This window comes from Streptomyces sp. NPDC047981 (genome assembly GCF_040653315.1).
In the GTDB taxonomy this organism is placed as follows: Bacteria; Actinomycetota; Actinomycetes; order Streptomycetales; family Streptomycetaceae; genus Streptomyces.
In genome coordinates this window covers 1-24,274 of record NZ_JBEZNQ010000029.1, presented here as the reverse complement: position 1 = coordinate 24,274, position 24,274 = coordinate 1, and the positions used below count along the sequence as shown (strand labels likewise).

24 protein-coding genes and 2 tRNA genes are annotated in these 24,274 nt (G+C 72.1%); 19 read left to right on the top strand and 7 right to left on the bottom strand.

Features of this window, described 5'->3' with window-relative positions; genetic code table 11:
- Positions 1-230: 230 nt before the first annotated feature.
- Positions 231-659: a hypothetical protein gene (locus AB0E14_RS18820; RefSeq protein ID WP_362418712.1), complete on the top strand. Its 429-nt coding sequence runs from the start codon at positions 231-233 to the stop codon at positions 657-659.
- 140 nt (positions 660-799) lie between these two features.
- A complete protein-coding gene (locus AB0E14_RS18815; protein ID WP_362418892.1) occupies positions 800-982 on the top strand; it encodes a hypothetical protein in 183 nt (60 codons plus the stop codon).
- Between the two features lie 25 nt (positions 983-1,007).
- Here the strand turns inward: AB0E14_RS18815 and AB0E14_RS18810 are convergent, their stop codons facing one another.
- A complete protein-coding gene (locus AB0E14_RS18810; protein WP_362418709.1) occupies positions 1,008-1,565 on the bottom strand; it encodes a CGNR zinc finger domain-containing protein in 558 nt (185 codons plus the stop codon).
- Between the two features lie 222 nt (positions 1,566-1,787).
- Positions 1,788-2,201: an SsgA family sporulation/cell division regulator gene (locus tag AB0E14_RS18805; protein ID WP_015032345.1), complete on the bottom strand. Its 414-nt coding sequence runs from the start codon at positions 2,199-2,201 to the stop codon at positions 1,788-1,790.
- Between the two features lie 189 nt (positions 2,202-2,390).
- Here AB0E14_RS18805 and AB0E14_RS18800 point away from each other — a divergent pair, with 189 nt between their 5' ends.
- Positions 2,391-2,813, top strand: coding sequence for a TIGR02611 family protein (locus AB0E14_RS18800; protein ID WP_362418706.1), 423 nt, complete (start codon positions 2,391-2,393; stop codon positions 2,811-2,813).
- Positions 2,814-2,867: 54 nt separating this feature from the next.
- Positions 2,868-2,942, top strand: a tRNA-Val gene (locus tag AB0E14_RS18795).
- An 85-nt stretch (positions 2,943-3,027) separates the two neighbouring features.
- On the opposite strand, the gene AB0E14_RS18790 is transcribed toward AB0E14_RS18795, so the two are convergent.
- Complete coding sequence (locus AB0E14_RS18790) at positions 3,028-5,547, bottom strand: hypothetical protein (RefSeq protein WP_362418703.1); 2,520 nt, start codon at positions 5,545-5,547, stop codon at positions 3,028-3,030.
- An 83-nt stretch (positions 5,548-5,630) separates the two neighbouring features.
- Between AB0E14_RS18790 and AB0E14_RS18785 the strand changes: the two genes are divergently transcribed.
- On the top strand, positions 5,631-6,077 hold the full coding sequence (locus AB0E14_RS18785) for an SRPBCC family protein (RefSeq protein ID WP_362418701.1): 447 nt from the start codon (positions 5,631-5,633) through the stop codon (positions 6,075-6,077).
- A gap of 39 nt (positions 6,078-6,116) precedes the next feature.
- Positions 6,117-6,188: transfer RNA gene (locus tag AB0E14_RS18780), tRNA-Val, on the top strand.
- Between the two features lie 58 nt (positions 6,189-6,246).
- On the opposite strand, the gene AB0E14_RS18775 is transcribed toward AB0E14_RS18780, so the two are convergent.
- Complete coding sequence (locus AB0E14_RS18775) at positions 6,247-6,972, bottom strand: 3'-5' exonuclease (RefSeq protein WP_362418698.1); 726 nt, start codon at positions 6,970-6,972, stop codon at positions 6,247-6,249.
- A gap of 120 nt (positions 6,973-7,092) precedes the next feature.
- Between AB0E14_RS18775 and AB0E14_RS18770 the strand changes: the two genes are divergently transcribed.
- The 3 genes from AB0E14_RS18770 (at position 7,093) to thrS (ending at position 11,095) form a co-directional block, all read left to right on the top strand.
- Entirely contained in the window at positions 7,093-7,659 is a 567-nt protein-coding gene (locus AB0E14_RS18770) for a DUF4365 domain-containing protein (RefSeq protein WP_362004729.1), read from the top strand.
- A complete protein-coding gene (locus AB0E14_RS18765; protein WP_362418695.1) occupies positions 7,659-8,933 on the top strand; it encodes a hypothetical protein in 1,275 nt (424 codons plus the stop codon). Before AB0E14_RS18770 ends, AB0E14_RS18765 begins: the two co-directional genes overlap by 1 nt.
- 185 nt (positions 8,934-9,118) lie before the next feature.
- Positions 9,119-11,095, top strand: a complete 1,977-nt coding sequence (gene thrS, locus AB0E14_RS18760) for a threonine--tRNA ligase (RefSeq protein ID WP_362418692.1) — start codon at positions 9,119-9,121, stop codon at positions 11,093-11,095.
- Positions 11,096-11,130: 35 nt separating this feature from the next.
- Here thrS and AB0E14_RS18755 read toward each other — a convergent pair whose 3' ends face one another.
- Positions 11,131-11,808 (bottom strand): ion channel, encoded by a 678-nt coding sequence (locus AB0E14_RS18755; RefSeq protein ID WP_362418689.1) that lies wholly within the window; start codon positions 11,806-11,808, stop codon positions 11,131-11,133.
- 66 nt (positions 11,809-11,874) lie between these two features.
- Here AB0E14_RS18755 and AB0E14_RS18750 point away from each other — a divergent pair, with 66 nt between their 5' ends.
- Complete coding sequence (locus AB0E14_RS18750; RefSeq protein WP_362418686.1) at positions 11,875-12,447, top strand: HIT domain-containing protein; 573 nt, start codon at positions 11,875-11,877, stop codon at positions 12,445-12,447.
- Positions 12,448-12,474: 27 nt separating this feature from the next.
- On the opposite strand, the gene AB0E14_RS18745 is transcribed toward AB0E14_RS18750, so the two are convergent.
- Both AB0E14_RS18745 and AB0E14_RS18740 read right to left on the bottom strand, forming a co-directional pair.
- Complete coding sequence (locus AB0E14_RS18745; protein WP_362418889.1) at positions 12,475-14,115, bottom strand: hypothetical protein; 1,641 nt, start codon at positions 14,113-14,115, stop codon at positions 12,475-12,477.
- A gap of 205 nt (positions 14,116-14,320) precedes the next feature.
- Entirely contained in the window at positions 14,321-16,528 is a 2,208-nt protein-coding gene (locus AB0E14_RS18740) for an elongation factor G-like protein EF-G2 (protein ID WP_362418683.1), read from the bottom strand.
- Between the two features lie 251 nt (positions 16,529-16,779).
- Here AB0E14_RS18740 and pgsA point away from each other — a divergent pair, with 251 nt between their 5' ends.
- From pgsA to ruvA, 9 genes are all read left to right on the top strand, one after another.
- On the top strand, positions 16,780-17,460 hold the full coding sequence (gene pgsA, locus AB0E14_RS18735; protein ID WP_362418680.1) for a phosphatidylinositol phosphate synthase: 681 nt from the start codon (positions 16,780-16,782) through the stop codon (positions 17,458-17,460).
- Positions 17,457-18,464 (top strand): phosphatidylinositol mannoside acyltransferase, encoded by a 1,008-nt coding sequence (locus AB0E14_RS18730; protein ID WP_362418677.1) that lies wholly within the window; start codon positions 17,457-17,459, stop codon positions 18,462-18,464. The genes pgsA and AB0E14_RS18730 overlap by 4 nt, the downstream gene beginning before the upstream one ends.
- Positions 18,461-19,642: a glycosyltransferase family 4 protein gene (locus AB0E14_RS18725; RefSeq protein WP_362418674.1), complete on the top strand. Its 1,182-nt coding sequence runs from the start codon at positions 18,461-18,463 to the stop codon at positions 19,640-19,642. Before AB0E14_RS18730 ends, AB0E14_RS18725 begins: the two co-directional genes overlap by 4 nt.
- A gap of 151 nt (positions 19,643-19,793) precedes the next feature.
- On the top strand, positions 19,794-20,336 hold the full coding sequence (locus tag AB0E14_RS18720; RefSeq protein ID WP_362418671.1) for a hypothetical protein: 543 nt from the start codon (positions 19,794-19,796) through the stop codon (positions 20,334-20,336).
- A gap of 123 nt (positions 20,337-20,459) precedes the next feature.
- The gene (gene pdxS, locus AB0E14_RS18715) at positions 20,460-21,383 is read left to right on the top strand and encodes a pyridoxal 5'-phosphate synthase lyase subunit PdxS (protein WP_362418668.1); all 924 of its coding nucleotides are present in this window, start codon (positions 20,460-20,462) and stop codon (positions 21,381-21,383) included.
- A 6-nt stretch (positions 21,384-21,389) separates the two neighbouring features.
- Positions 21,390-21,980, top strand: a complete 591-nt coding sequence (pdxT, locus tag AB0E14_RS18710) for a pyridoxal 5'-phosphate synthase glutaminase subunit PdxT (protein WP_362418665.1) — start codon at positions 21,390-21,392, stop codon at positions 21,978-21,980.
- A 62-nt stretch (positions 21,981-22,042) separates the two neighbouring features.
- Positions 22,043-22,795: a YebC/PmpR family DNA-binding transcriptional regulator gene (locus AB0E14_RS18705; RefSeq protein WP_362418662.1), complete on the top strand. Its 753-nt coding sequence runs from the start codon at positions 22,043-22,045 to the stop codon at positions 22,793-22,795.
- A 143-nt stretch (positions 22,796-22,938) separates the two neighbouring features.
- On the top strand, positions 22,939-23,481 hold the full coding sequence (gene ruvC / locus AB0E14_RS18700; RefSeq protein WP_362418659.1) for a crossover junction endodeoxyribonuclease RuvC: 543 nt from the start codon (positions 22,939-22,941) through the stop codon (positions 23,479-23,481).
- Positions 23,478-24,110 (top strand): Holliday junction branch migration protein RuvA, encoded by a 633-nt coding sequence (gene ruvA / locus AB0E14_RS18695; protein ID WP_362418656.1) that lies wholly within the window; start codon positions 23,478-23,480, stop codon positions 24,108-24,110. Before ruvC ends, ruvA begins: the two co-directional genes overlap by 4 nt.
- Positions 24,111-24,274 lie beyond the last annotated feature (164 nt).

Sequence of the window (24,274 nt, the reverse complement as noted above, 5' to 3'; positions counted from 1 at the left end):
AGTCTCCCAGCCCGGTCCGGCCCGACCCAACCGGGAACCCTTCCCCACCGGAACGTCTCCCCACCCGGGAACGTCTCCCCACCCGGGAACCCGTCACCACCGGGACCTGGGGAGGACATCCCGAGGGGGAGACCCGGAGATCTCCCTGAGGTCGGCCTCGGAACGTGGCCCCGGGCCCCCTCGCCGGTGCAGGATGGAAGGGACGTAACGCCCCGGCCCAGGAGGATCGCATGCTCGCCGAGACCATCTTTTCCGCGGTGTCCGTGGCGGGGCTGGGCATCGCCGCGATCACGGCGTACCGGAAGCGTTTCCTCGCCGCGACGCGGATCGCCGCCTATGCGCTCGTGCCCATCGGTCTGGTGATGACCGGGGCGGTGGAGTGGGCCTTCGACACGGCCTTCAGCCCGACGGCGTGGGCGGGCTTCGGCGTGCTCGGCGCGGCCTGGGCGCTCTTCATGACGAGCCGGGCCGTCGAGCGGCGCAGAGCCGGCCGGAAGCAGGCCGAGCGCGGCGAGGTGCCCGGGGCGGTCGCACCGGCCGCGTCCGCGCCGTCCCTCGGCGCCGGGCAGCGGGGCGCGACTCCGAAGCCGCAGGCCAAGCCTGCCGCCGGGGACGACTTCAGCGACATCGAGGCGATCCTGAAGAAGCACGGCATCTGACCGTGGGGGCCCCGGTGGGGCCGTCCGGCGCGGACGAGGGTGAGAGCGGGAGGCACGCGGGAGGAGAGCGGGAGGCGATCCGCGACATCCACGGGATGTGATGAACTGCCGCGATCGAGGGGCGTGTTGCGGTCCCTCGCGTGAGTCGCTGCGCCATGATCGCCCCCGAGATGCTGGATACCTCGCGGGATCATGCCCCCGCCCCCACCGAAGAGCCGCGCGGCTGTCTGTTCGCGCTCTCCCAGCCGCCGCTGATGATCTTCCTCGCGGTGATCGGCTGTCTGCTCCTGATGGCCGCCGTGCACGACCTCTTCCTGCTGTGAGGGGGGTCGTGCCCCCTGCGGGGTCTCAGCCGGCGGCTTCCTTGCGGCGCGCCCGGTACGCGGCGACGTGGAGCCGGTTACCGCAGGTGCGGCTGTCGCAGTAGCGGCGCGAGCGGTTGCGGGAGAGGTCGACGAAGGCCCGGCCGCAGTCGGGGGCCTCGCAGCGCCGCAGCCGTTCCTGCTCGCCCGCCACCACGATGAAGGCCAGGGCCATGCCGCAGTCGGCGGCGAGGTGGTCGGCGACCGAGGCGCCCGGCGCGAAGTAGTGCACGTGCCAGTCGTAGCCGTCGTGGTCGGTGAGCTGCGGGGTCGTGCCCGCCGCGGCGACCAGCTGGTTGATCAGGGTGGCCGCGATCCGGGCGTCCGGAGCCGCGAACACCGCCGTGAACCTGGCCCGTACCTGCTGGACGGCCTTGAGGTCCTTGTCGGTGAGGTCTCCGACGTCGCTGATGTTGTGGGCCCGCACGAAGGTGCGCAGCGCCGGGACGTCCACGAGTTCGTCGTGGCGGTCGCCCTGTGGTGCGGTGTTCATCAGATCGACGACGCTGTCGAGGGCGATCCGGGTGTCGTGAGGGATCAGCACGATTCGCTCCCTGGCCGGCCGCGGGCGGGTGCCCGCGGATTTGCGCTGACTCTAGCGGCTTCGTCGCGCGGCTCCGGGCGGGGTCGGGTCACGTGCAGCGGCGCCCTCCTCCGCGCCGGCTGCGCGGTGAGGACGCCGATGTCTGCCGTATGTGGTTGTCCGCGTCTTCCGCGCGGCGCCGTCTCCCCGAGTCGGACGGCGCCGTGCGGCTCTCGACCTGGCTCAGCTGTCGGCCAGGATGTGGGAGAGCTCCGTGTCGAGGTCGAAGTGCCGGTGCTCGGTGCCCGGTGGCACGGCGGCGTCGGTCCGCTTGAGGAACGACTCCAGGGCCCTCGCCGGGGCCTCGAGCAGGGCTTCGCCCTCGGGGGAGCTCAGCGCGATGCAGACGACGCCCTGACCGTGACTGCGGGACGGCCAGACTCTGACGTCGCCCGTGCCGGTGGGCCGGTGCAGCCCCTCGGCGAGAAGGTCGCGGGCGAAGACCCACTCGACCGTCTCTTCGGCTCCGGTGTGGAAGGTGGCGTGCACGGCATAGGGATCGGCCGTGTCATACCGCAGGCCCGCGGGTACAGGCAGTGAGGACTCGCTCGACACAACGAGGCGCAGGTGCAGCTCGCAGCTGACCGTGGTGTTCATAAGCGCCAGGGCCTTTCGCTCAGTGTGCGCTCGGGGATTCGCACGTCGGCGAAATCGACATGCCACCTACGGTGCCGTTGTAAACCCCTCTGTCTGTTTTGTGATCGTTCAGGTAGCTCGTATGGGGGTGTGTGACTTTTGGTAATCCGACTGAACGGGTGAGGGTGTCCGGTCCGGTAAGTTGGGACCATGAATGCGGAGAGTGACGAGCGCACCGGGGAGTCCGCGGCCGACGGGGAGTCCGAGCTGGGATCCCGGGCCCCCGACTTCATCAAGGCACGCAGGACCCTGCACCTGAGCTGGCAGGTCGGCGTCTTCATCGTGGGGCTGGCCGTGGTCGGCGCCGGTGTCGCGATGCTGGTGCTGCCGGGACCCGGCTGGGTCGTGATCTTCGGCGGTATGGCGATCTGGGCCACCGAGTTCGTCTGGGCCCAGCTGGTGCTCCGCTGGACCAAGCGGAAGGTCACCGAGGCGGCGCAGCGCGCGCTCGATCCGAAAGTCCGCAGGCGCAACATCATCCTGACCACGGTCGGTCTGGTGATCGTCGCCGCACTGCTCGGCTTCTACCTCTGGAAGTACGGCTTCGTGATGCCGTGGAAGATCAACGACTGACCTGGGGGACGGTCAGGGCACCGGCTGACATGCGGTAATGTTTGCGGTGCGCCCGGGCGATTAGCTCAGTGGGAGAGCACTTCGTTCACACCGAAGGGGTCACTGGTTCGAACCCAGTATCGCCCACCACCCGGATCGAAGGCCCGGAGACTGGATCCAGTCTCCGGGCCTTCGGCGTTTCCCCGGACCGCCCGCGCGGCCGGGGAATCCGAGGTCACCGCATCCGGCCGAGCCGCTCCCGCAGGCGGCGGGCGTCCCGCAGCCGCTGCTCGTACGTCGCGCCGACGGCGAGCAGCAGCAGACCGGCAAGGGCCGGCGGCAGCCAGCGGGGCAGGGCGCCGACGGCCTGGACGACGTACGGGGCCAGCTCGTGCAGCGCGTCGAGGGCCAGGACCGTGGAGCCGAGCAGCAGCGGCGCCTGCAGCCGGAACCGGGCCCCGAGGAGCGTCACCGCGAGCGCGGCCACCCCGAGGAGCAGCGGGCGCGGCCAGTCGGGATCGACCCAGGCCGCGAGCAGGCTCGGCACCAGCGTGGCGGCGAGCCCGGGGCCGTACGCCACCCAGGACGAGGACTCCGGGTCGCGGCGCCGCCGCAGCGCCCCCACGACCAGGGCGGGCACGGTGACGGGCAGCGTGTACGCCTCCGGGGTCGTCACGTCCCAGACGGCCAGCCGCACCCAGGTCGCCACGAGGAAGAGCAGCCCCGCCGTCCACGAGGCGAACGCGCGGCGCTCGGGCCTGAGGGCCGTTGCGGCGGCGATCACGCCGGTCAGGGCGAGGACGAGCGCGAGGGCGGCAGGCGTCGGAACGGCCATGACGATCGCGAGCAGCGCGACGGCCGCGCCCGTGAGCTCCATGGGGAGCGCGACCGGGTGGCGCCGGAGCCGTCCGCCGATCAGGGCGGTGGCCGCGGGGACGAGCAGCAGGGCCAGGGCGATGTGCTGGTCCCGGAACCCGGCGGCGACGGCCCCGGCGGACACCAGGCCGGCCGCGACGGCGACCGCCGCGCAGGCGGCGACGGCCCGCCGGGCGCCGTCGGCGACGAACGCCACCGCCACGAAGAGCGCGAGCAGCACCCCGAGCGTGGTGAACGTGGCCGTGCGGGTGTCGAGTGCCGCCGCGACAGCGCTCACCGCCGACGCGAGCCCGCAGCCGAACGCGCTCCACCCGAGGAGCTCCCGGGGCGACACGGGCGCGGCACCTGCCGCCGGGGCGGAGGCGGGGCCCCAGCCGGGCCACCGCGGCTGCGCGGCCGACGCGCCGGCCTCAGAGCCGACCTCGGAGCCGGCCTCGGAGCCGACCTCCGCATCAGCGTCCGGGCCGGACTCCGCGCCGGAAGCGCCTTCCGCCCGAACGGGCAGGCCCCGCGTAAGGGTCCCCGGCCGCACCGCCAGCAGGGCGGCCGCCACGGTCGTCACGAGCTGGAGGGCGAGCGTCGGGGCGTACGGGAGGCCGAGGGCGACCGGGACGGCGGTCAGGGTCCCCCAGGCGAGGAACAGAGCCGCGCAGCGGGACCACGCGCGGGGGAGCGCCGCACAGGCCGTCGCGGCGACGAGCAGGACGACCGGGGCGGACGAGGGGTACCCGGCGAGGAGCGGGTCCGCATGGTCACCGGACCAGACCGGGGCCGTCCGGGCCAGCGGCGCGAAGAGCGCGGCCACCACAGGCGGGAGCGCCCACGCCACTCCCAGTACGAGCACTCCCGCGCCCGCGCCGGTCAGGCCGACGCGCACCCCGCGCGGCGCCGACGTCCGCAGCACCGTGGCCAGAGCCACCGCGCACAGCACGTACGCCGGGACCTCCCAGTCGCCCGGCAGCACCGGGCGCAGCGCGCCACCGGCCGCCGCGACCACCGCGACGCCCGCCGCCACCGAGGCGGCCACCGACGCCCCGGCCACCTTCCACGCCACCCACAGCGCCACCGCCGCACAGGCCAGCAGCAGCGCGCCCGCCGGAAGCGGCGAGCCGAACGAGAGCCGCACACCCGTCAGGAGCGCCCAGCCGCCCAGCGTCCCCGCCGCGACCGCCGCCGTGGTCCGTACCGCCGCCGGCTTCACCCACAGCACCACCGCCAGATCCACGACCGCCGTCGCCAGTGCCGCCCAGCCGAGGGCGAGCGCCCCGCCGTCGGCGGCCAGGACGCCCAGAGGCAGCGGGAGTTGAGCCGTCGCCACCGCCACCGGCAGCGGGATCCGCAGCCGGCCGAGCGCGGTGCCGTAGGCCGTCCATGCCCCCGCGAGCACCGCCGAGGCCACCGCCGTGTACGCGAGCCCGTCGGTGTCCGACAGCGCCACCCGGTGCAGCGCGTACGCGTCCAGGACCATCAGCACCAGGCCCAGGGCGGCGACCGCCTCGGCCGTCGAACGGAGCCCCCGGCGCAGCAGCACCACCGGCACGGCCAGCGCCGCGGACGTCACCACGGCGAGGACGGTCGCACGGCCGCCGATCCCCATCGTCCCCCAGCTGACCAGCGTGAACGCGAGCGCCGCGATCGTCAGCAGGATCCCGCCCAGCGTGAGGAGCACGTTCTGCGCGCCGCGCGGGGTCGACTCGGCCACCGGCCGGCCGGTGGCGGCGCCGGTGGTGGCCCCGGCCTCCGGGAGCGGCACCGGTGTCTGCAGGACCCGCAGCAGCCAGGCCCGGCGGGCCAGCAACTGGGACCGGTGGGCGTCGAGTCGCGCCAGTTCACGATCGACGAGCACCAGCTCGTCGGCGGGCGGGAGAGGTCTGTCCATGCCCGGAGTGTGCGCCGGACCACACCCCGGAACCATGCGTCCGGGTACTCAGATCCGCGGCTGAGTACGTACACACTGGGGTCATGGACTGGTGCCGCTACCGCTTCCGCAGCGTCTGGCAGCTGCCCGCGCCGCCCGACGCGGTCTTCGCCGTGCTCGAACGCGCCGAGGAGTACCCGAGCTGGTGGCCGCAGGTCCGCGAGGTCGTCCCCGTCGACGAGGCCACCGGCACCGCCCGGTTCCGCTCGTTCCTCCCGTACGACCTCGTGGTCACCGCCGAGGCCCGGCGCCGCGACCCGGAGGCCCGCGTCCTGGAGGTCGCGCTCGGCGGCGACCTGGAGGGCTGGGCGCGCTGGACCCTGACGGCCCACGGCCCGGGAACACGCGCCGTCTACGAGCAGGAGGTCGAGGTGACCAGCCCTCTGATGCGCCGGCTCGCCGTCCCCGGCCGGCCCGTCTTCCGCGCCAACCACGCGCTGATGATGCGCGCGGGGCGACGGGGTCTGGCGGCCCGCCTGCGCCGAGTTTGAACGATGCCCGCGGAAACCTGTATGGTTCAACCCGTTCCCGGGCGATTAGCTCAGCGGGAGAGCACTTCGTTCACACCGAAGGGGTCACTGGTTCGATCCCAGTATCGCCCACCGGGAGAGGCCGGTCCGTCGAAAGACGGACCGGCCTTCCGCATGTACGGGCGCCGGTTCACGCCGCCGTCCGCAGCTCCGGGCGGAGCGGCCACGCCGGATCCACCGTCTCCGGCGTCCCGTTGCGTGTGAACCACGCCTGCAACCCGCGCGCCTGCGCCGCGTGCCACACCGCCTGCAGCGTGTGCAGCTCGGCGGGGGAGAGCCGTTCGAGCCGGGACGCGAACCGCCGCGCCACCGCCCGTACGACATCCAGCGCGGCCGTCGCGTCCGCAGCCGCGTCGTGCGCGCCGTCCAGATCCACGCCGTACTGCGCGCACAGGTCCGTCAGCGTCCGGCGGCCCTTGCGATAGCGGTCCAGATGCTTGTCGAGCACCCGCGGATCCAGCACGCACAGCGGTGCGTGCTCCAGATAGCGGCCCAGCGTGGAGGCGCGGTGGCGGCGCAGCTCGCGGTCCAGGATCGTCAGATCGAAGGGCGCGTTCATCACCACCAGCGGTCGCCCCGCGGCCAGTTGCTCGGCCAGCGCCCGCCCCAGCTCCTCCATGACGGGCGCCGGCCAGCGCCCGTTCCGCTGCAGATGGTCGTCCGTCAGACCGTGGACCTCCGTGGCCCCGGGAGGCACCGGAATCCCCGGGTTGACCAGCCAGCGTGTGACCCGCGGACGCCCGCCGGCCGTGTCCTGGACGACGAGCGCGGCCGAGACGATCCGGTCCTGCTCGACGTCAACTCCTGTGGTTTCCGTGTCGAATGCGGCCAGGGGCCCGTCATACCAGTGCGTCATCCCCGAACTCCTCGCACATGTCGGGCAGATGGCGATCCCCCTGCCCGAATCGGTGATACCCGGCCTGTTTGCCCCGTACGCGGACCGGTGACAACACAGATGACGGGGAAGGGAATTGACATGGCGCTCGCCCAGCCCGAATCGGGAGGGCTGCCGCCTCAGCGGGCGGCACCGCTGCGCGGCTCACTCGCCACCACCGCCTGCATGGAGACGCTCCAGGTGGGGTATCTGCACGCGGTCGCCGCGGCGGCGGGCTGCTCGCTGTCGCAGCCGTTTCCGGACAACGGAATCGACTGGCACGTGAGCCACAGCGCTCCGGGCCACACGGTCGACGACGAAGTGACCATCAAGGTGCAGCTCAAGTGCACCTACCAGCTGCCGCCGCGGCCGCCCGGGCCCGCGTTCTCCTTCACCCTGGACAACGACCATCTGGTGAAGCTGGCGCGGACCCCGGTCTCGGTGCACAAGATCCTGGTCGTCATGATCGTGCCGCGCGACCGGGAGGACTGGCTGCGGGCCGGGCACGACCGCCTGGACCTGCGGCACTGCTGCTACTGGATCAACCTGGCCGGCCACCCGGTGACGGGGCGGCGGCGGACGACCGTGCGCATACCGACGGCACGGATCTTCGACGACCGGGCACTGTGCGAGATCATGACCCGGGTCGGCGTGGGAGGGAGACCTTGATGCACCGGCCGATCGGCGAACCGGAGGGCGGGGCCGGACACGGCCCCGTTCTGCCATCGTTCCGCCCCCATCCCACCCCCGGCGAACGCCCCGGCGGCCCCTGGGCCGACGCCGGGGGCTCGCCCGACCCCGGGCGCGTCGACCCGCTGGTCCTCGGCGCGCTGCTCGCCCGGCACGGCTGGCGGCGGCGCGGCGGCGCCGCGGGCCGCTACAGCCGCTGGACACCGCCCGGGACGGGCGGCCCCACGGGCGGCACCAGTCTCCTCGTCCCGGAGAGCCGTGCCTTCCCGGACTGCGAGGACCTGCTCGGCGAGGCGCTCACCGCGCTCGCCCACAGCGCGGCGCCCTCGGCGCGCGAGGTCCTCGTCGGCCTCACCGTGCCCAGCGACGAGATCCGCTGGTGGCGCGATGTGCCGCCAGGGCCGGCGGGCACGGTCCCGTGGCCCGTCCAGGAACAGCTCAGGTCGGCCGCCCGGCAGCTGCTGCTCGCCGGGGCGCTCGCCGTGCGTGGCCGCGCCGGCTACTACGGCGCCCGCCATCGCCGCCAGGCGCAGGCGTCCCTGGAGGCGGTGGTCGTCGGCGCGGCGCCGGGCGGGCGGGGTCTCACCGCGTTCGTGCCCGTGGACTCGGGCCGGGCCATCGCCGTACGGCTGTACCACGCGCTGTACGCGGCCCGGGAGGCCGCCGACTACCAGCGGGCGACGGGCGGCATGGAGGCCTTCGACGCGGCCGTCGAGGCGGGGGTGAGCCGCGAGCTGACCGAGGCCCTGGTCGCGCTGGTGCGCGGCACGGAGGGGGCCAGGATCGCGCTGGAGTGGTCCCCGGCCGCCGGGACGCCCGCGGGGTGCGCGGCCCGGCCCGAGCCGGTCGAGTTCTCGGCGGGTGACCTTCCGGCGCTGCGCGAGGCCGGCGCCCGCTATCTGACCGACGAGCCGTCCGTACCGGTCCGGATCACCGGAGCCGTGGTGCGGATGCGCCGCTCCGGGCCGCGGGGCGAGGGGACCGTACGGCTGCGGGTGCTCGGCGGTGCCGAGGTGCCGCACGTCCGGGTGACGCTGGACGAGGAGTCGTACCGTACGGCCGGGCACGCGCACCTGGTCGGGCTGCCGATCCGGGTGGTGGGCCGGCTGGAGAGCCGGGGCGGCTTCCGGCGGCTCACCGACGCCACCGGGGTCGTACCGGTGCAGGTCGACGAGGCCGAGCGGGACCGGCTGATGAAGTCGCTCCACGAGAACCTGGACTTCTTCGAGGAGGCCTGCGGCCCGGGGGAGTGACGACGGGCGGGCGGCGCGGGGACCGTCGGGGAGCGGGGCGGAGAACAGCGGGCGGCCGGGCCCGGCTCGCAGCGCAGGGACACTGACCGAGCCCTTAGGATTTAGGCGCGCGGCACCTCGTCTCTGCCGCGCGTCGCCGGTGCCGGCACCTCGTGTCTGCCGGCGCCCCAAGGGAAAGAGCATCCGTGTCTGATGTCCGTGTGACCGTCCAGTCCGCCTCAGGAGCCGAGGATCGGGCGGTGAGCGCGGGCACCACCGCCGGCGCGCTGTTCGCCGACGACCGGTCCGTGATCGCCGCCCGCGTCGGCGGCGAGCTGAAGGACCTCACCTACGTCGTCGCCGAGGGTGACGTCGTCGAGCCCGTCGAGATCTCCTCCCCGGACGGTCTCGACATCCTGCGCCACTCCACCGCGCACGTCATGGCCCAGGCCGTGCAGGAGCTCTTCCCCGAGGCCAAGCTGGGCATCGGCCCGCCGGTCCGTGACGGCTTCTACTACGACTTCGACGTCGAGAAGCCCTTCACCCCCGAGGACCTCAAGGCCGTCGAGAAGAAGATGCAGGAGATCCAGAAGCGGGGTCAGCGCTTCTCCCGCCGTGTGGTCACCGACGAGGCCGCCCGCGAGGAGCTCGCCGACGAGCCGTACAAGCTGGAGCTCATCGGCATCAAGGGCTCCGCTTCGACCGACGACGGCGCGAACGTCGAGGTCGGCGGCGGCGAGCTGACCATCTACGACAACCTCGACGCCAAGACCGGCGAGCTGTGCTGGAAGGACCTCTGCCGGGGTCCGCACCTGCCCACCACCCGGAACATCCCGGCGTTCAAGCTGATGCGCAACGCGGCCGCCTACTGGCGCGGCAGCGAGAAGAACCCGATGCTGCAGCGCATCTACGGCACCGCCTGGCCGTCGAAGGACGAGCTGAAGGCGCACCTCGACTTCCTGGCGGAGGCCGAGAAGCGCGACCACCGCAAGCTCGGCAACGAGCTGGACCTCTTCTCGATCCCGGACGAGATCGGCTCCGGCCTCGCGGTCTTCCACCCCAAGGGCGGCATCATCCGCCGGGTCATGGAGGACTACTCGCGCAAGCGCCACGAGGAGGAGGGCTACGAGTTCGTCTACTCGCCGCACGCCACCAAGGGCAAGCTGTTCGAGAAGTCGGGCCACCTCGACTGGTACGCCGAGGGCATGTACCCCCCCATGCAGCTCGACGAGGGCGTGGACTACTACCTCAAGCCCATGAACTGCCCGATGCACAACCTGATCTTCGACGCGCGCGGTCGCTCGTACCGTGAACTGCCGCTGCGCCTCTTCGAGTTCGGCACCGTGTACCGGTACGAGAAGTCCGGCGTCGTGCACGGTCTGACCCGGGCCCGCGGCTTCACCCAGGACGACGCGCACATCTACTGCACCCGCGAGCAGATGGCGGAGGAGCTCGACAAGACCCTCACCTTCGTCCTGAACCTGCTGCGCGACTACGGTCTGACCGACTTCTACCTGGAGCTGTCCACCAAGGACCCGGAGAAGTTCGTCGGCTCGGACGAGGTCTGGGAGGAGGCCACCGCGGTCCTCCAGCAGGTCGCCGAGAAGCAGGGCCTCCCGCTCACCCCCGACCCGGGCGGCGCCGCGTTCTACGGCCCGAAGATCTCCGTGCAGGCGCGCGACGCCATCGGCCGTACCTGGCAGATGTCCACCGTGCAGCTGGACTTCAACCTGCCGGAGCGCTTCGACCTGGAGTACACCGGCCCGGACGGCACCAAGCAGCGTCCGGTCATGATCCACCGCGCGCTGTTCGGCTCCATCGAGCGCTTCTTCGCCGTGCTCCTCGAGCACTACGCGGGCGCCATGCCGCCGTGGCTGGCCCCCGTCCAGGCGACCGGCATCCCGATCGGTGACGCCCACATCCCGTACCTGCAGGAGTTCGCCGCCAAGGCGAAGAAGCAGGGGCTGCGGGTCGACGTCGACGCGTCCTCGGACCGGATGCAGAAGAAGATCCGCAACGCGCAGAAGCAGAAGGTCCCGTTCATGATCATCGCGGGCGACGAGGACATGGCCAACGGCGCCGTCTCCTTCCGCTACCGCGACGGGTCGCAGGAGAACGGCATCCCCGTCGACGAGGCGATCGCCAAGATCGCCAAGGTCGTCGAGGAGCGCGTCCAGGTCTGACCGGCCGGGCGAAGGGCCTCACGTCGGGCGATGGGTCAAGGGGCCCCCGGGGAATTCCCCGGGGGCCCCTTCTCGTCCTCCCGCGTGAACGACTGGATCAGCCAGGACGAGAAGGAACCCGTCACCGCCCCGAGCAGCGCGACGCCGCACGCCATCATGCCGACCGCGATGACCCGCCCGACCGGGGTCACCGGGGTCACGTCCCCGTACCCCACCGTGGTCAGCGTCTCCGAGGCCCACCAGAGCGAGTCGCCGAAAGTGTGGATCGTGGCACCCGGAGCCCCGCGCTCGTGCTGTAGGACAGCCAGCGCGCCGGCGAAGCCGAGCAGGGCGACGGTGAGGCTGGAGTACGCCATGACCCGGGCGTACAGAGTCAGCCGGGGCTTGTCCTGGCGGCGCTGGATCTGCTCGTAGATCCGCACCATCTGCAGCGGCCTCAGCAGCGGCAGCACGAGGATCACCGTGCCCAGGAGGTGGGTGCGGACGAAGCGGAGCGGCCCGAGACCGCTGAGCCGGAAACGGACCCCGTAGTCGAAGGCGAAGACCGCCCAGGCAGCCAGGGTCATCGCGAGGCAGAGGTCCCGCCAGACCGGGTCGAGACCCGGGGCCAGGACCTGCACCGCGTAACCGGCGAGATAGACCAGGGACGCGATCGCGAGCGGTGTCTCCATCCGGCGGTCCCACCGCCGCTGCCTGTCCGTCGGCTCGTTCATCCGATCAGCATCTCCGGGACGGAGTGATCGAAGCCCCGGCGACACGGTCCGAACGGGCGAAGCCATATGCTGCACAGCATGACGACTGAGCCGGAGCAGCAGATCGGAGTGGGGACGCAGGACGCGTTCCAGCGCCTGTGGACGCCTCACCGGATGGCGTACATCCAGGGCGAGAACAAGCCGACCGGGCCGGGGGCCGACGACGGCTGTCCGTTCTGCGTGATTCCGTCGAAGTCGGACGAGGACGGGCTCGTGATAGCGCGCGGCGAGAGCGTCTACGCCGTGCTCAACCTCTACCCGTACAACGGCGGCCACCTGATGGTCGTCCCGTACCGGCACGTCGCCGACTACACGGACCTGGACGCGCCGGAGACCGCCGAGCTGGGCGAGTTCACCAAGCGGGCCATGATCGCGCTGCGGACCGCCTCCGGCGCGCACGGCTTCAACATCGGCATGAACCAGGGTGCGGTGGCGGGCGCCGGCATCGCCGCCCACCTGCACCAGCACATCGTGCCCCGCTGGGGCGGCGACACCAACTTCATGCCGGTCGTCGGCCACACCAAGGTGCTGCCGCAGCTCCTCGCCGACACCCGCGCGATGCTCGCCGCCGCCTGGCCGGCCTCCTCCGAGCTGGCGTAGCCCCCCAGCGGCCGGGCCTGCCGGCCGCTACGCGTCGTAGACGTCGGCCTTCTTCGTGCCCGGGTCCTGAACGGCACCGCTCAGTATCAGCGAGCGGTTGGTGAAGCGCTCCGTGTCCACGCCGTGGTCGTCGAGCACCGCGATGGTCGCCGCGTGGACGGCGCGCATCACCGGCGTCGCGGCGCGGATCGCGTCATCGGCCATGAAGCGGTGCCGCCAGGGCGCGGCGGCCCAGGCGTGCCGCAGCCCGAACGGCTCGGGCAGCACCAGCTTGCCGCCGAGGAAGTCCAGGATCGGCGGGAACCAGGTCAGCGGGGCCCGGACCGCCTTGCGGACGATCTCGTCCGTCTCCAGGAGGGGCAGCTGGACCGTCCGCGTCTCCCAGAACTTGACCGTCTTGGAGACGTCCTTGGTCTTCGCCGCCGGCTTGCTGGTGAAGAGCGAGTGGACCGGGCCGAGCGCGTGCCCGGTGACCTCCACGCGCAGCGTGTGGTGGAGCGAGGTCACCGTGATCATCATCGTCAGCACGAGCTGGCCGTCCCAGAGCGTGAACTGCACCCCGAGATAGTGCCGGTTGCCGGCGCCGAACTGCTGGTCGTTGCAGATGCGCTGTATCTCGTGCGGCTTGACCTGGAAGTGCACGATGTTGTCGCCCTCCGGCCGGGAGACCTCGTCGGCGCCCTCGCCGACCGGGGAGACGATCCAGTGCTTGACGGTCGGCTTGGGGAAGCCGGTCTTCAGGGAGCCCCGCTCAAGGAGGGTGAGCTGGTCGTGGATCTTCCGTACGACGTCCCAGGCGCGGAAGTCGTGGATCTCCCGGCCGTCCTTGGGGACCAGCTCCTCGGCGAGCGTCCAGCTGCCCCAGCGCGTGCCCATGCCCAGTATTCCCTTGGGGCCCGCGTAGAAGACGATGTTGGACTGCTGCTCGGCGGAGAGCTTCTCCAGGTTCTGCCGCAGGTCCTCGGCGGACTTCTCGCCCGGGTCCCCGGGGACCGCCTCGGGGATCTTGGCGCCGATGCCGCCGCCGCTCAGCAGGGCGGTCCAGCGCTCCCGCAGGTCGACGGCGGTGTTCTCGCAGATCCGCTTGGCGAGGAACCAGCCGACGACCGGGGCGACGATCATCGCCCGGATGTAGATCGACAGGACGCCGGTGATCGGCAGCTTGACCAGGACCAGCGCCGCCAGCAGGCCCGCGCCGATCAGGATCGCGGTGCCCACCGCGCTCGTCCGCTTGTTCTCCGAGCCCGCGACGACCCGGCGCAGCTGGATCACGCCGAGCCAGAGCAGCAGCCCGGGCAGGAACAGGACCCCGAAGACGAAGGTGACCAGGGTCAGTTTGACGTCCCGCCGCTTGCGGATGCCGGTGGCGGCGAGGCAGTGCTCGACCACCGGCTGCGGGTCGGTGCCGAAGGACTGGATGAGCGCCTTGCGGGCGCCGCCGAGCATCCGGACCTGGACCGCGCGCGAGAAGGCCTCGCCGAGGTCGGGCCGGAACAGCTTCGCCCACCGGCCGTCGGTCACCTTGGACTTGTGCCAGTCGTTGTTGGCGTCCAGGATCGCTTCCACCTTGCTGTCGCGGTACGCGGCGGAGGCCAGGGCATGGGTCGCCGCGGTCTGTCCGTCCGAGCCCTGCAGGGGAATCTGCGCCCCGGGTCCGAAACTGCCGATCGTCACCTGATGCCCCCATCGCCGCGTGCCCGCGTGGTTCACCGCGTATCCCTCTGCGGCCTGTTCCCGACGACCGCACCCCGCACACCTGCTGAGCTGGGCACCACAGCGTAGCCGGGTACCGGCGGATGCGTCACCGGTCGGCCGAATGCCGCCCGCCGGAGGGGAGTTGACGGGGCGGCATCCGGACGTCTGCGGGGCGCCGCTACGAGCCCTTCTCCGCCTGTTCGCGGATCTTCTCGGCGAGTTGGGGCGGCATCGGTTCGTGACGGGCGTACGAGCGGTCGAAGCGGCCGGTGCCGTGCGAGATCTGCCGGAGGTCGACCGCGTACCGGCCGATCTCGATCTCGGGCACCTCCGCGCGCACCAACGTCCGCCCCGGACCTGCCTGTTCGGTGCCGACGACGCGGCCCCGGCGGCCGGACAGATCGCTCATCACCGGCCCCACGTACTCGTCGGGGACGAGCACCCGCACCTCGGTGACCGGCTCCAGGAGCCGGATGCTCGCCTCGGCCGCCGCCTCGCGCAGCGCCAGGGCGCCGGCGGTCTGGAAGGCGGCGTCGGAGGAGTCGACCGAGTGGGCCTTGCCGTCCCGCAGCGTGATCCGTACGTCGACCAGCGGGTGGCCGGCCGCGACCCCGCGCGCGGCCTGCGCGCGGACGCCCTTCTCGACGGACGGGATGAACTGACGCGGAACCGCCCCTCCGACCACCTTGTCGACGAACTCGACCCCGCTGCCCGGCGGCAGCGGCTCGACGTCGATCTCGCAGATCGCGAACTGGCCGTGGCCGCCTGACTGTTTGACGTGCCTGCCCCGCCCCGCCGAAGGACCGCCGAAGGTCTCCCGGAGCGCCACCTTGTGCGGGACGGCGTCCACCCGCACCCCGTACCGGCTGCGCAGCCGTTCGAGGGCCACGTCCATGTGCGCCTCGCCCAGGCACCACAGAACGACCTGATGGGTGTCCTGGTTCTGTTCGAGACGCATCGTCGGGTCCTCGGCGACGAGCCGGGCGAGCCCCTGTGAGAGCCGGTCCTCGTCGGCCTTGCTGTGCGCCTCGATGGCGAGCGGCAGCAGCGGGTCGGGCATCGTCCAGGGCTCCATCAGGAGCGGATCGTCCTTGGCGGACAGCGTGTCACCGGTCTCCGCGCGGCCCAGCTTGGCCACGCACGCCAGATCGCCCGCGATGCACCGCCCCACCTGCCGCTGCTGCTTGCCGAAGGGCGAGGTCAGCGCGCCGACCCGTTCGTCGACGTCGTGGTCCTCGTGGCCCCGGTCGGCCAGACCGTGCCCCGACACATGGACGGTCTCGTCCGGCCGCAGGGTCCCGGAGAAGACCCGGACCAGCGAGATCCGGCCCACGTACGGGTCGGAGGCGGTCTTGACGACCTCGGCGACGAGTGGCCCGTCGGGGTCGCAGGTGACCGCGGGCCGGGGCACGCCGTCCGGCGTGGTCACGGCCGGGGCTTCGCGCTCCAGCGGGGTCGGGAAGCCACCGGTGATCAGTTCGAGCAGCTCGACCGTGCCGAGACCCTGCTTCGCCCCGTCCGCGGCGGGCGCCGCGGCGAGCACCGGATGGAAGGTGCCCCGGGCGACCGCCTTCTCCAGGTCGTCGATCAGCGACTTGATGTCGACGTCCTCGCCGCCGAGATAGCGGTCCATGAGGGTCTCGTCCTCACTCTCGGCGATGATGCCCTCGATGAGCCGGTTGCGGGCCTCGGCGATCAGCGGCCGTTGGGTGTCGTCGGGCGGGCTCTCCTGCCGTACGCCCGAGGAGTAGTCGAAGATCCGCTCCGAGAGGAGTCCGACGAGACCGGTGGTGGGCGCGTGTCCGTCCGGCGCCTCGGCTCCGTACAGCGGCAGATAGAGCGGGAGCACGGCGTCGGGGTCGTCCCCGCCGAGCACCTCGGAGCAGACTGCGGTCAGCTCGTCGAAGCCGGTGCGGGCGGTTTCCAGGTGGGTCACGACGATCGCGCGGGGCATGCCGACGGCCGCGCACTCCTCCCACACCATGCGGGTCGCCCCCGCGATCGCCTCGGCCTCCTGCGCGGCCGAGACGACGAAGAGGGCCGCGTCCGCCGCACGCAGACCGGCCCTCAGCTCCCCGACGAAGTCGGCGTATCCCGGTGTGTCGAGGAGATTGATCTTGCACCCGCCCCATTCCAGAGGGACGAGCGACAGCTGTACGGAACGTTGCTGGCGGTGCTCGATCTCGTCGTGGTCGGAGACCGTTCCGCCGTCCTCGACCCGTCCGGCCCGGTTGACCGCGCCCGCGGTCAGCGCGAGGGCCTCGACGAGGGTCGTCTTTCCCGATCCGCTGTGGCCGACCAGCACCACGTTCCGTACGTCCGAGGGCCGGTCGGCCGTCGGAGCCCTGCCGGCGGCCCCGGGGTGTGCGTTCGCCTTGTCGCCCATGGTGGTCCTCCCGATCGCTTGCACCGCTCGCTCGCACGGTGAGGCGGGGCGCGGGCGCGGGGGGAGACGCTGGGCAGCTCCGGAGGTGCCCGCGGTTGTCCTTCGAGCTTTGCACCGACGCCATGGTGCGTCCATACGTCGTACGCGACGCGACGGGCGGGTGCCCGGCGGTCCGGCGGGAGCCGCGCTGGCTACGATGGGCGGGCCGGTGGTCGTAGGGGCCGCGCGGCCCACCGAACCTCGGGAAGGCCATGCTGAACAAGTACGCGCGTGCCTTTTTCACGCGTGTCCTCACACCGTTCGCCGCGTTTCTGCTCCGCAGGGGTGTCAGCCCCGACGCGGTCACGCTCATCGGCACGGCCGGAGTGATGGCGGGGGCCCTGGTCTTCTTCCCCAGGGGAGAGTTCTTCTGGGGCACGATCGTCATCACCCTCTTCGTCTTCTCCGACCTGGTCGACGGCAACATGGCCCGGCAGGCGGGGATCTCCAGCCGTTGGGGCGCGTTCCTCGACTCGACCCTCGACCGGGTCGCCGACGGCGCCATCTTCGGAGGCTTCGCCCTCTGGTACGCGGGTACCGGCAATGACAACGTGCTGTGCGCGGTCTCCATCTTCTGCCTGGCCAGCGGTCAGGTCGTCTCGTACACCAAGGCGCGCGGAGAATCGATCGGCCTGCCGGTCGCCGTGAACGGCCTGGTGGAGCGGGCCGAGCGGCTCGTGATCTCACTGGTCGCCGCCGGCCTCGCCGGACTCCACGCCTTCGGCGTGCCCGGCGTCGACGTCCTGCTGCCGATCGCGCTGTGGATCGTGGCGGTGGGCAGCGCGGTGACCCTCGGCCAGCGGGTGGTCACGGTACGGCGGGAGTCGGCGGAGGCCGACGCGGCCGCCGCAGCGGACGCGCCCGGGGCGCGGGGGAACGAGGCGACGTCATGAGCGCGATGAAGGACCGGCTGACCGATTCCCTGTACGGGCTCGGCTGGGCGACCGTGAAGAAGCTGCCGGAGCCGGTGGCGGCCGGGCTCGGCCGACGGATCGCCGACACCGCCTGGAAGCGGCGCGGCAAGAGCGTGCTGCGCCTGGAGTCCAACCTCGCGCGCGTGGTGCCCGACGCCACGCCCGCGCGGCTCGCCGAGCTGTCGCAGGCCGGCATGCGCTCGTACATGCGGTACTGGATGGAGTCCTTCCGGCTGCCGACCTGGGCCAAGGAGCGCGTCGACAACGGCTTCGACATCAAGGACGTGCACTACCTCAAGGACGGCCTGGCCTCCGGCCGGGGCGTGATCCTCGCGCTGCCGCACCTGGCCAACTGGGACCTCGCCGGCGTGTGGGTCACACGCTCGCTCGGCGTGCCGTTCACCACGGTCGCCGAGCGGCTCAAGCCGGAGACGCTGTACGACCGGTTCGTCGCCTACCGCGAGTCGCTGGGCATGGAGGTCCTGCCGCACACCGGAGGCTCCGCCTTCGGGACGCTGGCGCGGCGGCTGCGGGCGGGCGGCCTGATCTGCCTGGTCGCCGACCGCGACCTGTCCGCCTCGGGCATCGAGGTCGACTTCTTCGGCGAGACGGCGCGGATGCCCGCGGGCCCGGCGATGCTCGCCCAGCAGACGGGCGCGCTGCTGCTGCCGGTGACGCTCTGGTACGACGAGACCCCGGTCATGAAGGGGCGGATCCACCCGCCCGTCGACGTACCCGAGTCAGGTACGCGGGCCGAGAAGACGTCTGTGATGACACAGGCGCTGGCCGATGCCTTCGCCACCGGAATCGCGGACCACCCGGAGGACTGGCACATGCTGCAGCGGCTGTGGCTGAAGGACCTGGAGGAGCGCGTGCCGCTCGACGAGGGGCGGGCACCGCGGGACGAGGAGCGCCCGCTCGGCGACGAGCGCGCACCTCTCCGCGAAGGGCGGGCACCGCTCGGCGAGGAGCGACAGCCGTGAAGATCGGCATCGTCTGCCCCTACTCCTGGGACGTGCCGGGCGGCGTCCAGTTCCACATCAGGGACCTCGCCGAGCACCTGATCCGGCTCGGGCACGAGGTGTCCGTCCTGGCCCCCGCCGACGACGAGACGCCGCTGCCGCCGTACGTCGTCTCGGCGGGGCGCGCCGTGCCCGTGCCGTACAACGGATCCGTGGCGCGGCTGAACTTCGGCTTCCTCTCGGCGGCGCGGGTCCGGCGCTGGCTGCACGACGGCACCTTCGACGTCATCCACATCCACGAGCCCGCCTCGCCCTCGCTCGGCCTGCTGAGCTGCTGGGCGGCGCAGGGGCCGATCGTCGCCACCTTCCACACCTCGAACCCGCGCTCGCGGGCGATGATCGCCGCGTACCCGATCCTGCAGCCCGCGCTGGAGAAGATCAGCGCGCGGATCGCGGTGAGCGAGTACGCGCGCCGGACGCTGGTCGAGCACCTGGGCGGCGACGCGGTCGTCATCCCCAACGGCGTCGACGTCGACTTCTTCGCGGGGGCCGAGCCGAAGGCGGAGTGGCAGGGCGAGACCCTGGGCTTCATCGGCCGGATCGACGAGCCGCGCAAGGGCCTCCCGGTCCTGATGAGGGCGCTGCCGAGGATCTTCGCGGAACGGCCGGGGGCGCGGCTCCTGGTCGCCGGGCGCGGCGACGAGGAGGAGGCGGTGGCCACGCTGCCGAAGGAGCTGCGGGAGCGGGTCCAGTTCCTCGGGATGGTCAGCGACGAGGACAAGGCGCGGCTGCTGCGCAGCGTCGATGTGTACGTGGCGCCGAACACCGGCGGTGAGAGCTTCGGGATCATCCTGGTCGAGGCGCTGTCGGCGGGCGCGCCGGTCCTCGCCTCGGACCTGGACGCCTTCGCCCAGGTCCTGGACCAGGGCGCGGCGGGCGAACTCTTCGCCAACGAGGACGCGGACGCGCTCGCGGACGCGGCGATCAAGCTGCTCGGGGACGAGGCCCGGCGCAAGGAGCTGCGCAAGCGCGGCAGCGCGCACGTACGGCGCTTCGACTGGTCGACGGTGGGCGCGGACATCCTCGCGGTCTACGAGACGGTGACGGACGGCGCGGCCTCGGTCGCGACGGACGAACGCGTGGGCCTGCGGGCGCGGCTGGGGCTGGCGTCGCGGGACCAGGGCGTGTCGCCGAAGTAGCGGCGGGCGGAACGGCCGCGGCCCCGCCCGCCGCTGGGCGGCCGGGGCCGCGCCCCGCAGCGCGCGGCCCCCGGGTTCCGGCTGACGGAACAGATGCCCCGCCTGGTGCCCGTTCCGGTCGTCACCGCACGCCCCGGTAGCCTGTGCGCCCGTGACCCAAACCCTGATCTGGACCGTCGTCGCGCTGATCGCGATCGGCCTGTACCTCAGCTGGACCGCCGGCCGGCTCGACCGACTGCACGCCCGGATCGACGCGGCCCGTGCCGCCCTCGACGCCCAGCTGCTGCGCCGCGCCTCGGTCGCCCAGGAGCTGGCCACGTCCGGAGTGCTCGACCCGGCCGCCTCGATCGTGCTCTACGAGGCCGCCCACGCCGCCCGGCAGGCCGAGGAGGATCACCGTGAGGTCGCCGAGAGCGAGCTGAGCCAGGCGCTGCGCGCCGTGTTCGGCGAGCCCGAGCAGGTCGAGGCGGTACGTGAGGCCCCGGGCGGCGAGGAGGCGGCGGGCGAACTCGCGGCGGCCGTCCGCCGCGTACCGATGGCCCGCAGGTTCCACAACGACGCCGTGCGCGCCGCGCGGGCGCTGCGTCGCCACCGCAAGGTGCGCTGGTTCCGGCTCGCGGGCCACGCCCCGTTCCCGCTGGCCTTCGAAATGGACGACGAACCGCCCGTCGCCCTTGCCGATCGCCCGACCTGACCGCCGTCACCTGCGAAAACAACGAAAACGATCCACCGGCTCCACATTGGCCCTTGATGTGGACTGGTGGAGGAATGTTTCCTCACTCTTGTCTCAACACCGCTTTCACGAGTGAGGTCCCCCGTGTCCACCACGCTTCCCAACGGCTCCCAGTCCGCAGACTCCTCGGCGATCGGCACCTCGCGCGTCAAGCGCGGCATGGCCGAGCAGCTCAAGGGCGGCGTGATCATGGACGTGGTCAACGCCGAGCAGGCGAAGATCGCCGAGGACGCCGGCGCCGTGGCCGTCATGGCCCTGGAGCGGGTCCCCGCCGACATCCGCAAGGACGGCGGCGTCGCCCGGATGTCCGACCCGAACATGATCGAGGAGATCATCGGCGCGGTCTCCATCCCGGTCATGGCCAAGTCCCGCATCGGTCACTTCGTCGAGGCCCAGGTCCTGCAGTCCCTCGGCGTCGACTACATCGACGAGTCCGAGGTCCTCACCCCGGCCGACGAGATCAACCACTCCGACAAGTGGGCCTTCACCACCCCCTTCGTCTGTGGCGCCACCAACCTGGGTGAGGCCCTGCGCCGCATCGCCGAGGGCGCGGCCATGATCCGCTCCAAGGGCGAGGCCGGCACCGGCAACGTCGTCGAGGCCGTCCGCCACCTGCGCCAGATCAAGAACGAGATCGCCAAGCTGCGCGGCTTCGACAACAACGAGCTGTTCGCCGCCGCCAAGGAGCTGCGCGCCCCGTACGAGCTGGTCAAGGAGGTCGCCGAGCTCGGCAAGCTGCCGGTCGTGCTGTTCTCCGCCGGTGGTGTCGCCACCCCCGCCGACGCCGCGCTGATGCGCCAGCTCGGCGCCGAGGGCGTCTTCGTCGGCTCCGGCATCTTCAAGTCGGGCGACCCGGCCAAGCGCGCCGCCGCCATCGTGAAGGCCACCACCTTCTACGACGACCCGAAGATCATCGCGGACGCCTCCCGCAACCTGGGCGAGGCCATGGTCGGCATCAACTGCGACACCCTCCCCGAGTCCGAGCGCTACGCCAACCGCGGCTGGTAATCACTCATGACCACACCCGTCATCGGTGTCCTGGCACTCCAGGGCGACGTACGGGAGCACCTGATCGCCCTGGCCGCGGCTGACGCCGTGGCCAGGCCGGTCCGGCGCCCCGAGGAGCTGGCCGAGGTCGACGGCCTCGTCATCCCCGGTGGTGAGTCCACCACCATCTCCAAGCTGGCCGACCTCTTCGGTCTGATGGAGCCCCTGCGCGAGCGGATCGCGGCCGGCCTGCCGGTCTACGGCACCTGCGCCGGCCTGATCATGCTCGCGAACAAGATCCTCGACCCGCGCTCGGGCCAGGAGACCTTCGGCGGCATCGACATGATCGTCCGCCGCAACGCGTTCGGACGCCAGAACGAGTCCTTCGAGGCGGGCGTCACCGTCACCGGCATCGAGGACGGCCCCGTCGAGGGTGTCTTCATCCGCGCCCCGTGGGTCGAGTCCGTCGGCGCCGAGGTCGAGGTGCTCGCCGAGTACGACGGCCACATCGTCGCCGTACGACAGGGCCGGGCCCTGGCGACCTCGTTCCACCCGGAACTCACCGGCGACCACCGGATCCACGCCCTGTTCGTCGACATGGTGCGCGCGGCCCGGTGACGAGGTCCCGGTAGGATCTCTGGGGTTCGTTCAGAAATTGGTTACGCGAAGGAGACAGGCAGATGTCCGGCCACTCTAAATGGGCTACGACGAAGCACAAGAAGGCCGTGATCGACGCCAAGCGCGGCAAGCTCTTCGCGAAGCTGATCAAGAACATCGAGGTCGCCGCCCGTACCGGCGGTGCCGACCTGGACGGCAACCCGACCCTCTTCGACGCCGTGCAGAAGGCGAAGAAGAGCTCGGTCCCGAACAAGAACATCGACTCGGCGATCAAGCGCGGCGGCGGCCTCGAGGCCGGCGGCGTCGACTACGAGACGATCATGTACGAGGGCTACGGCCCGAACGGTGTCGCGGTGCTCATCGAGTGCCTCACCGACAACCGCAACCGCGCCGCCTCCGACGTCCGCGTCGCCATGACCCGCAACGGCGGCTCGATGGCTGACCCGGGCTCGGTCTCGTACCTGTTCAACCGCAAGGGCGTCATCCTCCTGCCCAAGGCCGAGCTCACCGAGGACGACGTCCTCGGCGCGGTCCTGGACGCCGGTGCCGAAGAGGTCAACGACAACGGCGAGACCTGGGAGGTCATCAGCGAGGCCACCGACATGGTCGCCGTCCGTACCGCCCTCCAGGAGGCCGGTATCGACTACGACTCGGCGGACTCCAGCTTCGTCCCGACCATGCAGGTCGAGCTGGACGAGGAGGGTGCGCGCAAGATCTTCAAGCTGATCGACGCGCTGGAGGACAGCGACGACGTGCAGAACGTCTTCGCCAACTTCGACATCAGCGACGAGGTCATGGAGAAGGTCGACGCCTGAGGGCGACCGCTCTGACGGCGGGCCGACGGGGACACACCCCCGTCGGCCCGCCGCCGTTTGTGCGGCGTTGTCGGTGGCAGCGGATAGCCTGCACAAACAGGTGGGCGAATACGGATCCACGGACGGTCCAGGGAGGGGCTCAGGTGCGCGTGCTCGGGGTGGACCCGGGGCTGACCCGGTGCGGTGTCGGCGTCGTGGAGGGGGTGGCCGGCCGGCCGCTGACCATGCTCGGCGTCGGGGTCGTGAAGACCCCGCCGGAGGCCGAGACCGGCGTCCGGCTCGTCGCCATCGAGCGTGGCATCGAGGAGTGGATCGACCGCTTCTCGCCCGAACTGGTCGCCGTGGAGCGGGTGTTCAGCCAGCACAACGTCCGTACGGTGATGGGCACCGCCCAGGCCAGCGCCGTCGCCATGCTCTGTGCCTCCCGGCGCGGCATCCCCGTCGCCCTGCACACCCCCAGCGAGGTCAAGGCCGCCGTCACCGGCAGCGGACGTGCCGACAAGGCCCAGGTCGGCGCCATGGTGACCCGGCTGCTGAGGCTCTCCGCCCCGCCCAAGCCGGCCGACGCGGCGGACGCCCTCGCCCTCGCCATCTGCCACATCTGGCGGGCCCCGGCCCAGAACCGGCTGCAGCAGGCTGTCGCCGCGCACCACGCAACCCACGCATCGAAAGGCCGTTCCGCATGATCGCCTTCGTCAGCGGCCCGGTCGCCGCGCTCGCCCCCACCACCGCGGTCGTCGAGGTCGGCGGCGTGGGCATGGCCGTCCAGTGCACGCCGAACACCATCGCGGGGCTGAGGATCGGTCAGGAGGCCCGGCTCGCCACCTCCCTGGTGGTCCGTGAGGACTCCCTGACGCTCTACGGCTTCGCCGACGACGACGAGCGCCAGGTCTTCGAACTGCTCCAGACCGCGAGCGGCGTCGGCCCGCGCCTCGCCCAGGCCATGCTCGGCGTGCACAGCCCCGACGCGCTGCGGCTCGCCGTCTCCACCGGCGACGAGAAGGCGCTGACGGCCGTCCCGGGCATCGGGAAGAAGGGCGCGCAGAAACTGCTCCTGGAGCTGAAGGACAAGCTGGGCGCCCCGCTGGGCACCAGCGGCCTCCTCGGCGCCCAGCGCGTGGTGGCCACCGGCCCCGCGCCCTGGACGGAACAGCTCTCCGCCGCGCTGATCGGCCTCGGCTACGCCTCGCGCGAGGCGGAGGACGCGGTCGCTGCGGTGACCCCGCAGGCGGAGGCGGCGATCGCCGCGGGCGGCACGGCCCCGGTCCCGCAACTCCTCCGCGCGGCCCTCCAGACGCTGAACCGAGCGAGATGACCCTGCGGGGCGCTTCTCCCCACCCCGCCCCTTCCCGAACTGGGGCTCCGCCCCAGACCCCGCGCCTCAAGCGCCGGCGGGGCTGGATGTTCGCCCTCCGGGCGACATCCAGCCCGTCCGGCGCTTGAGGACACGGCCGCAGGCCGTACGGGGGCCTGGGGGCT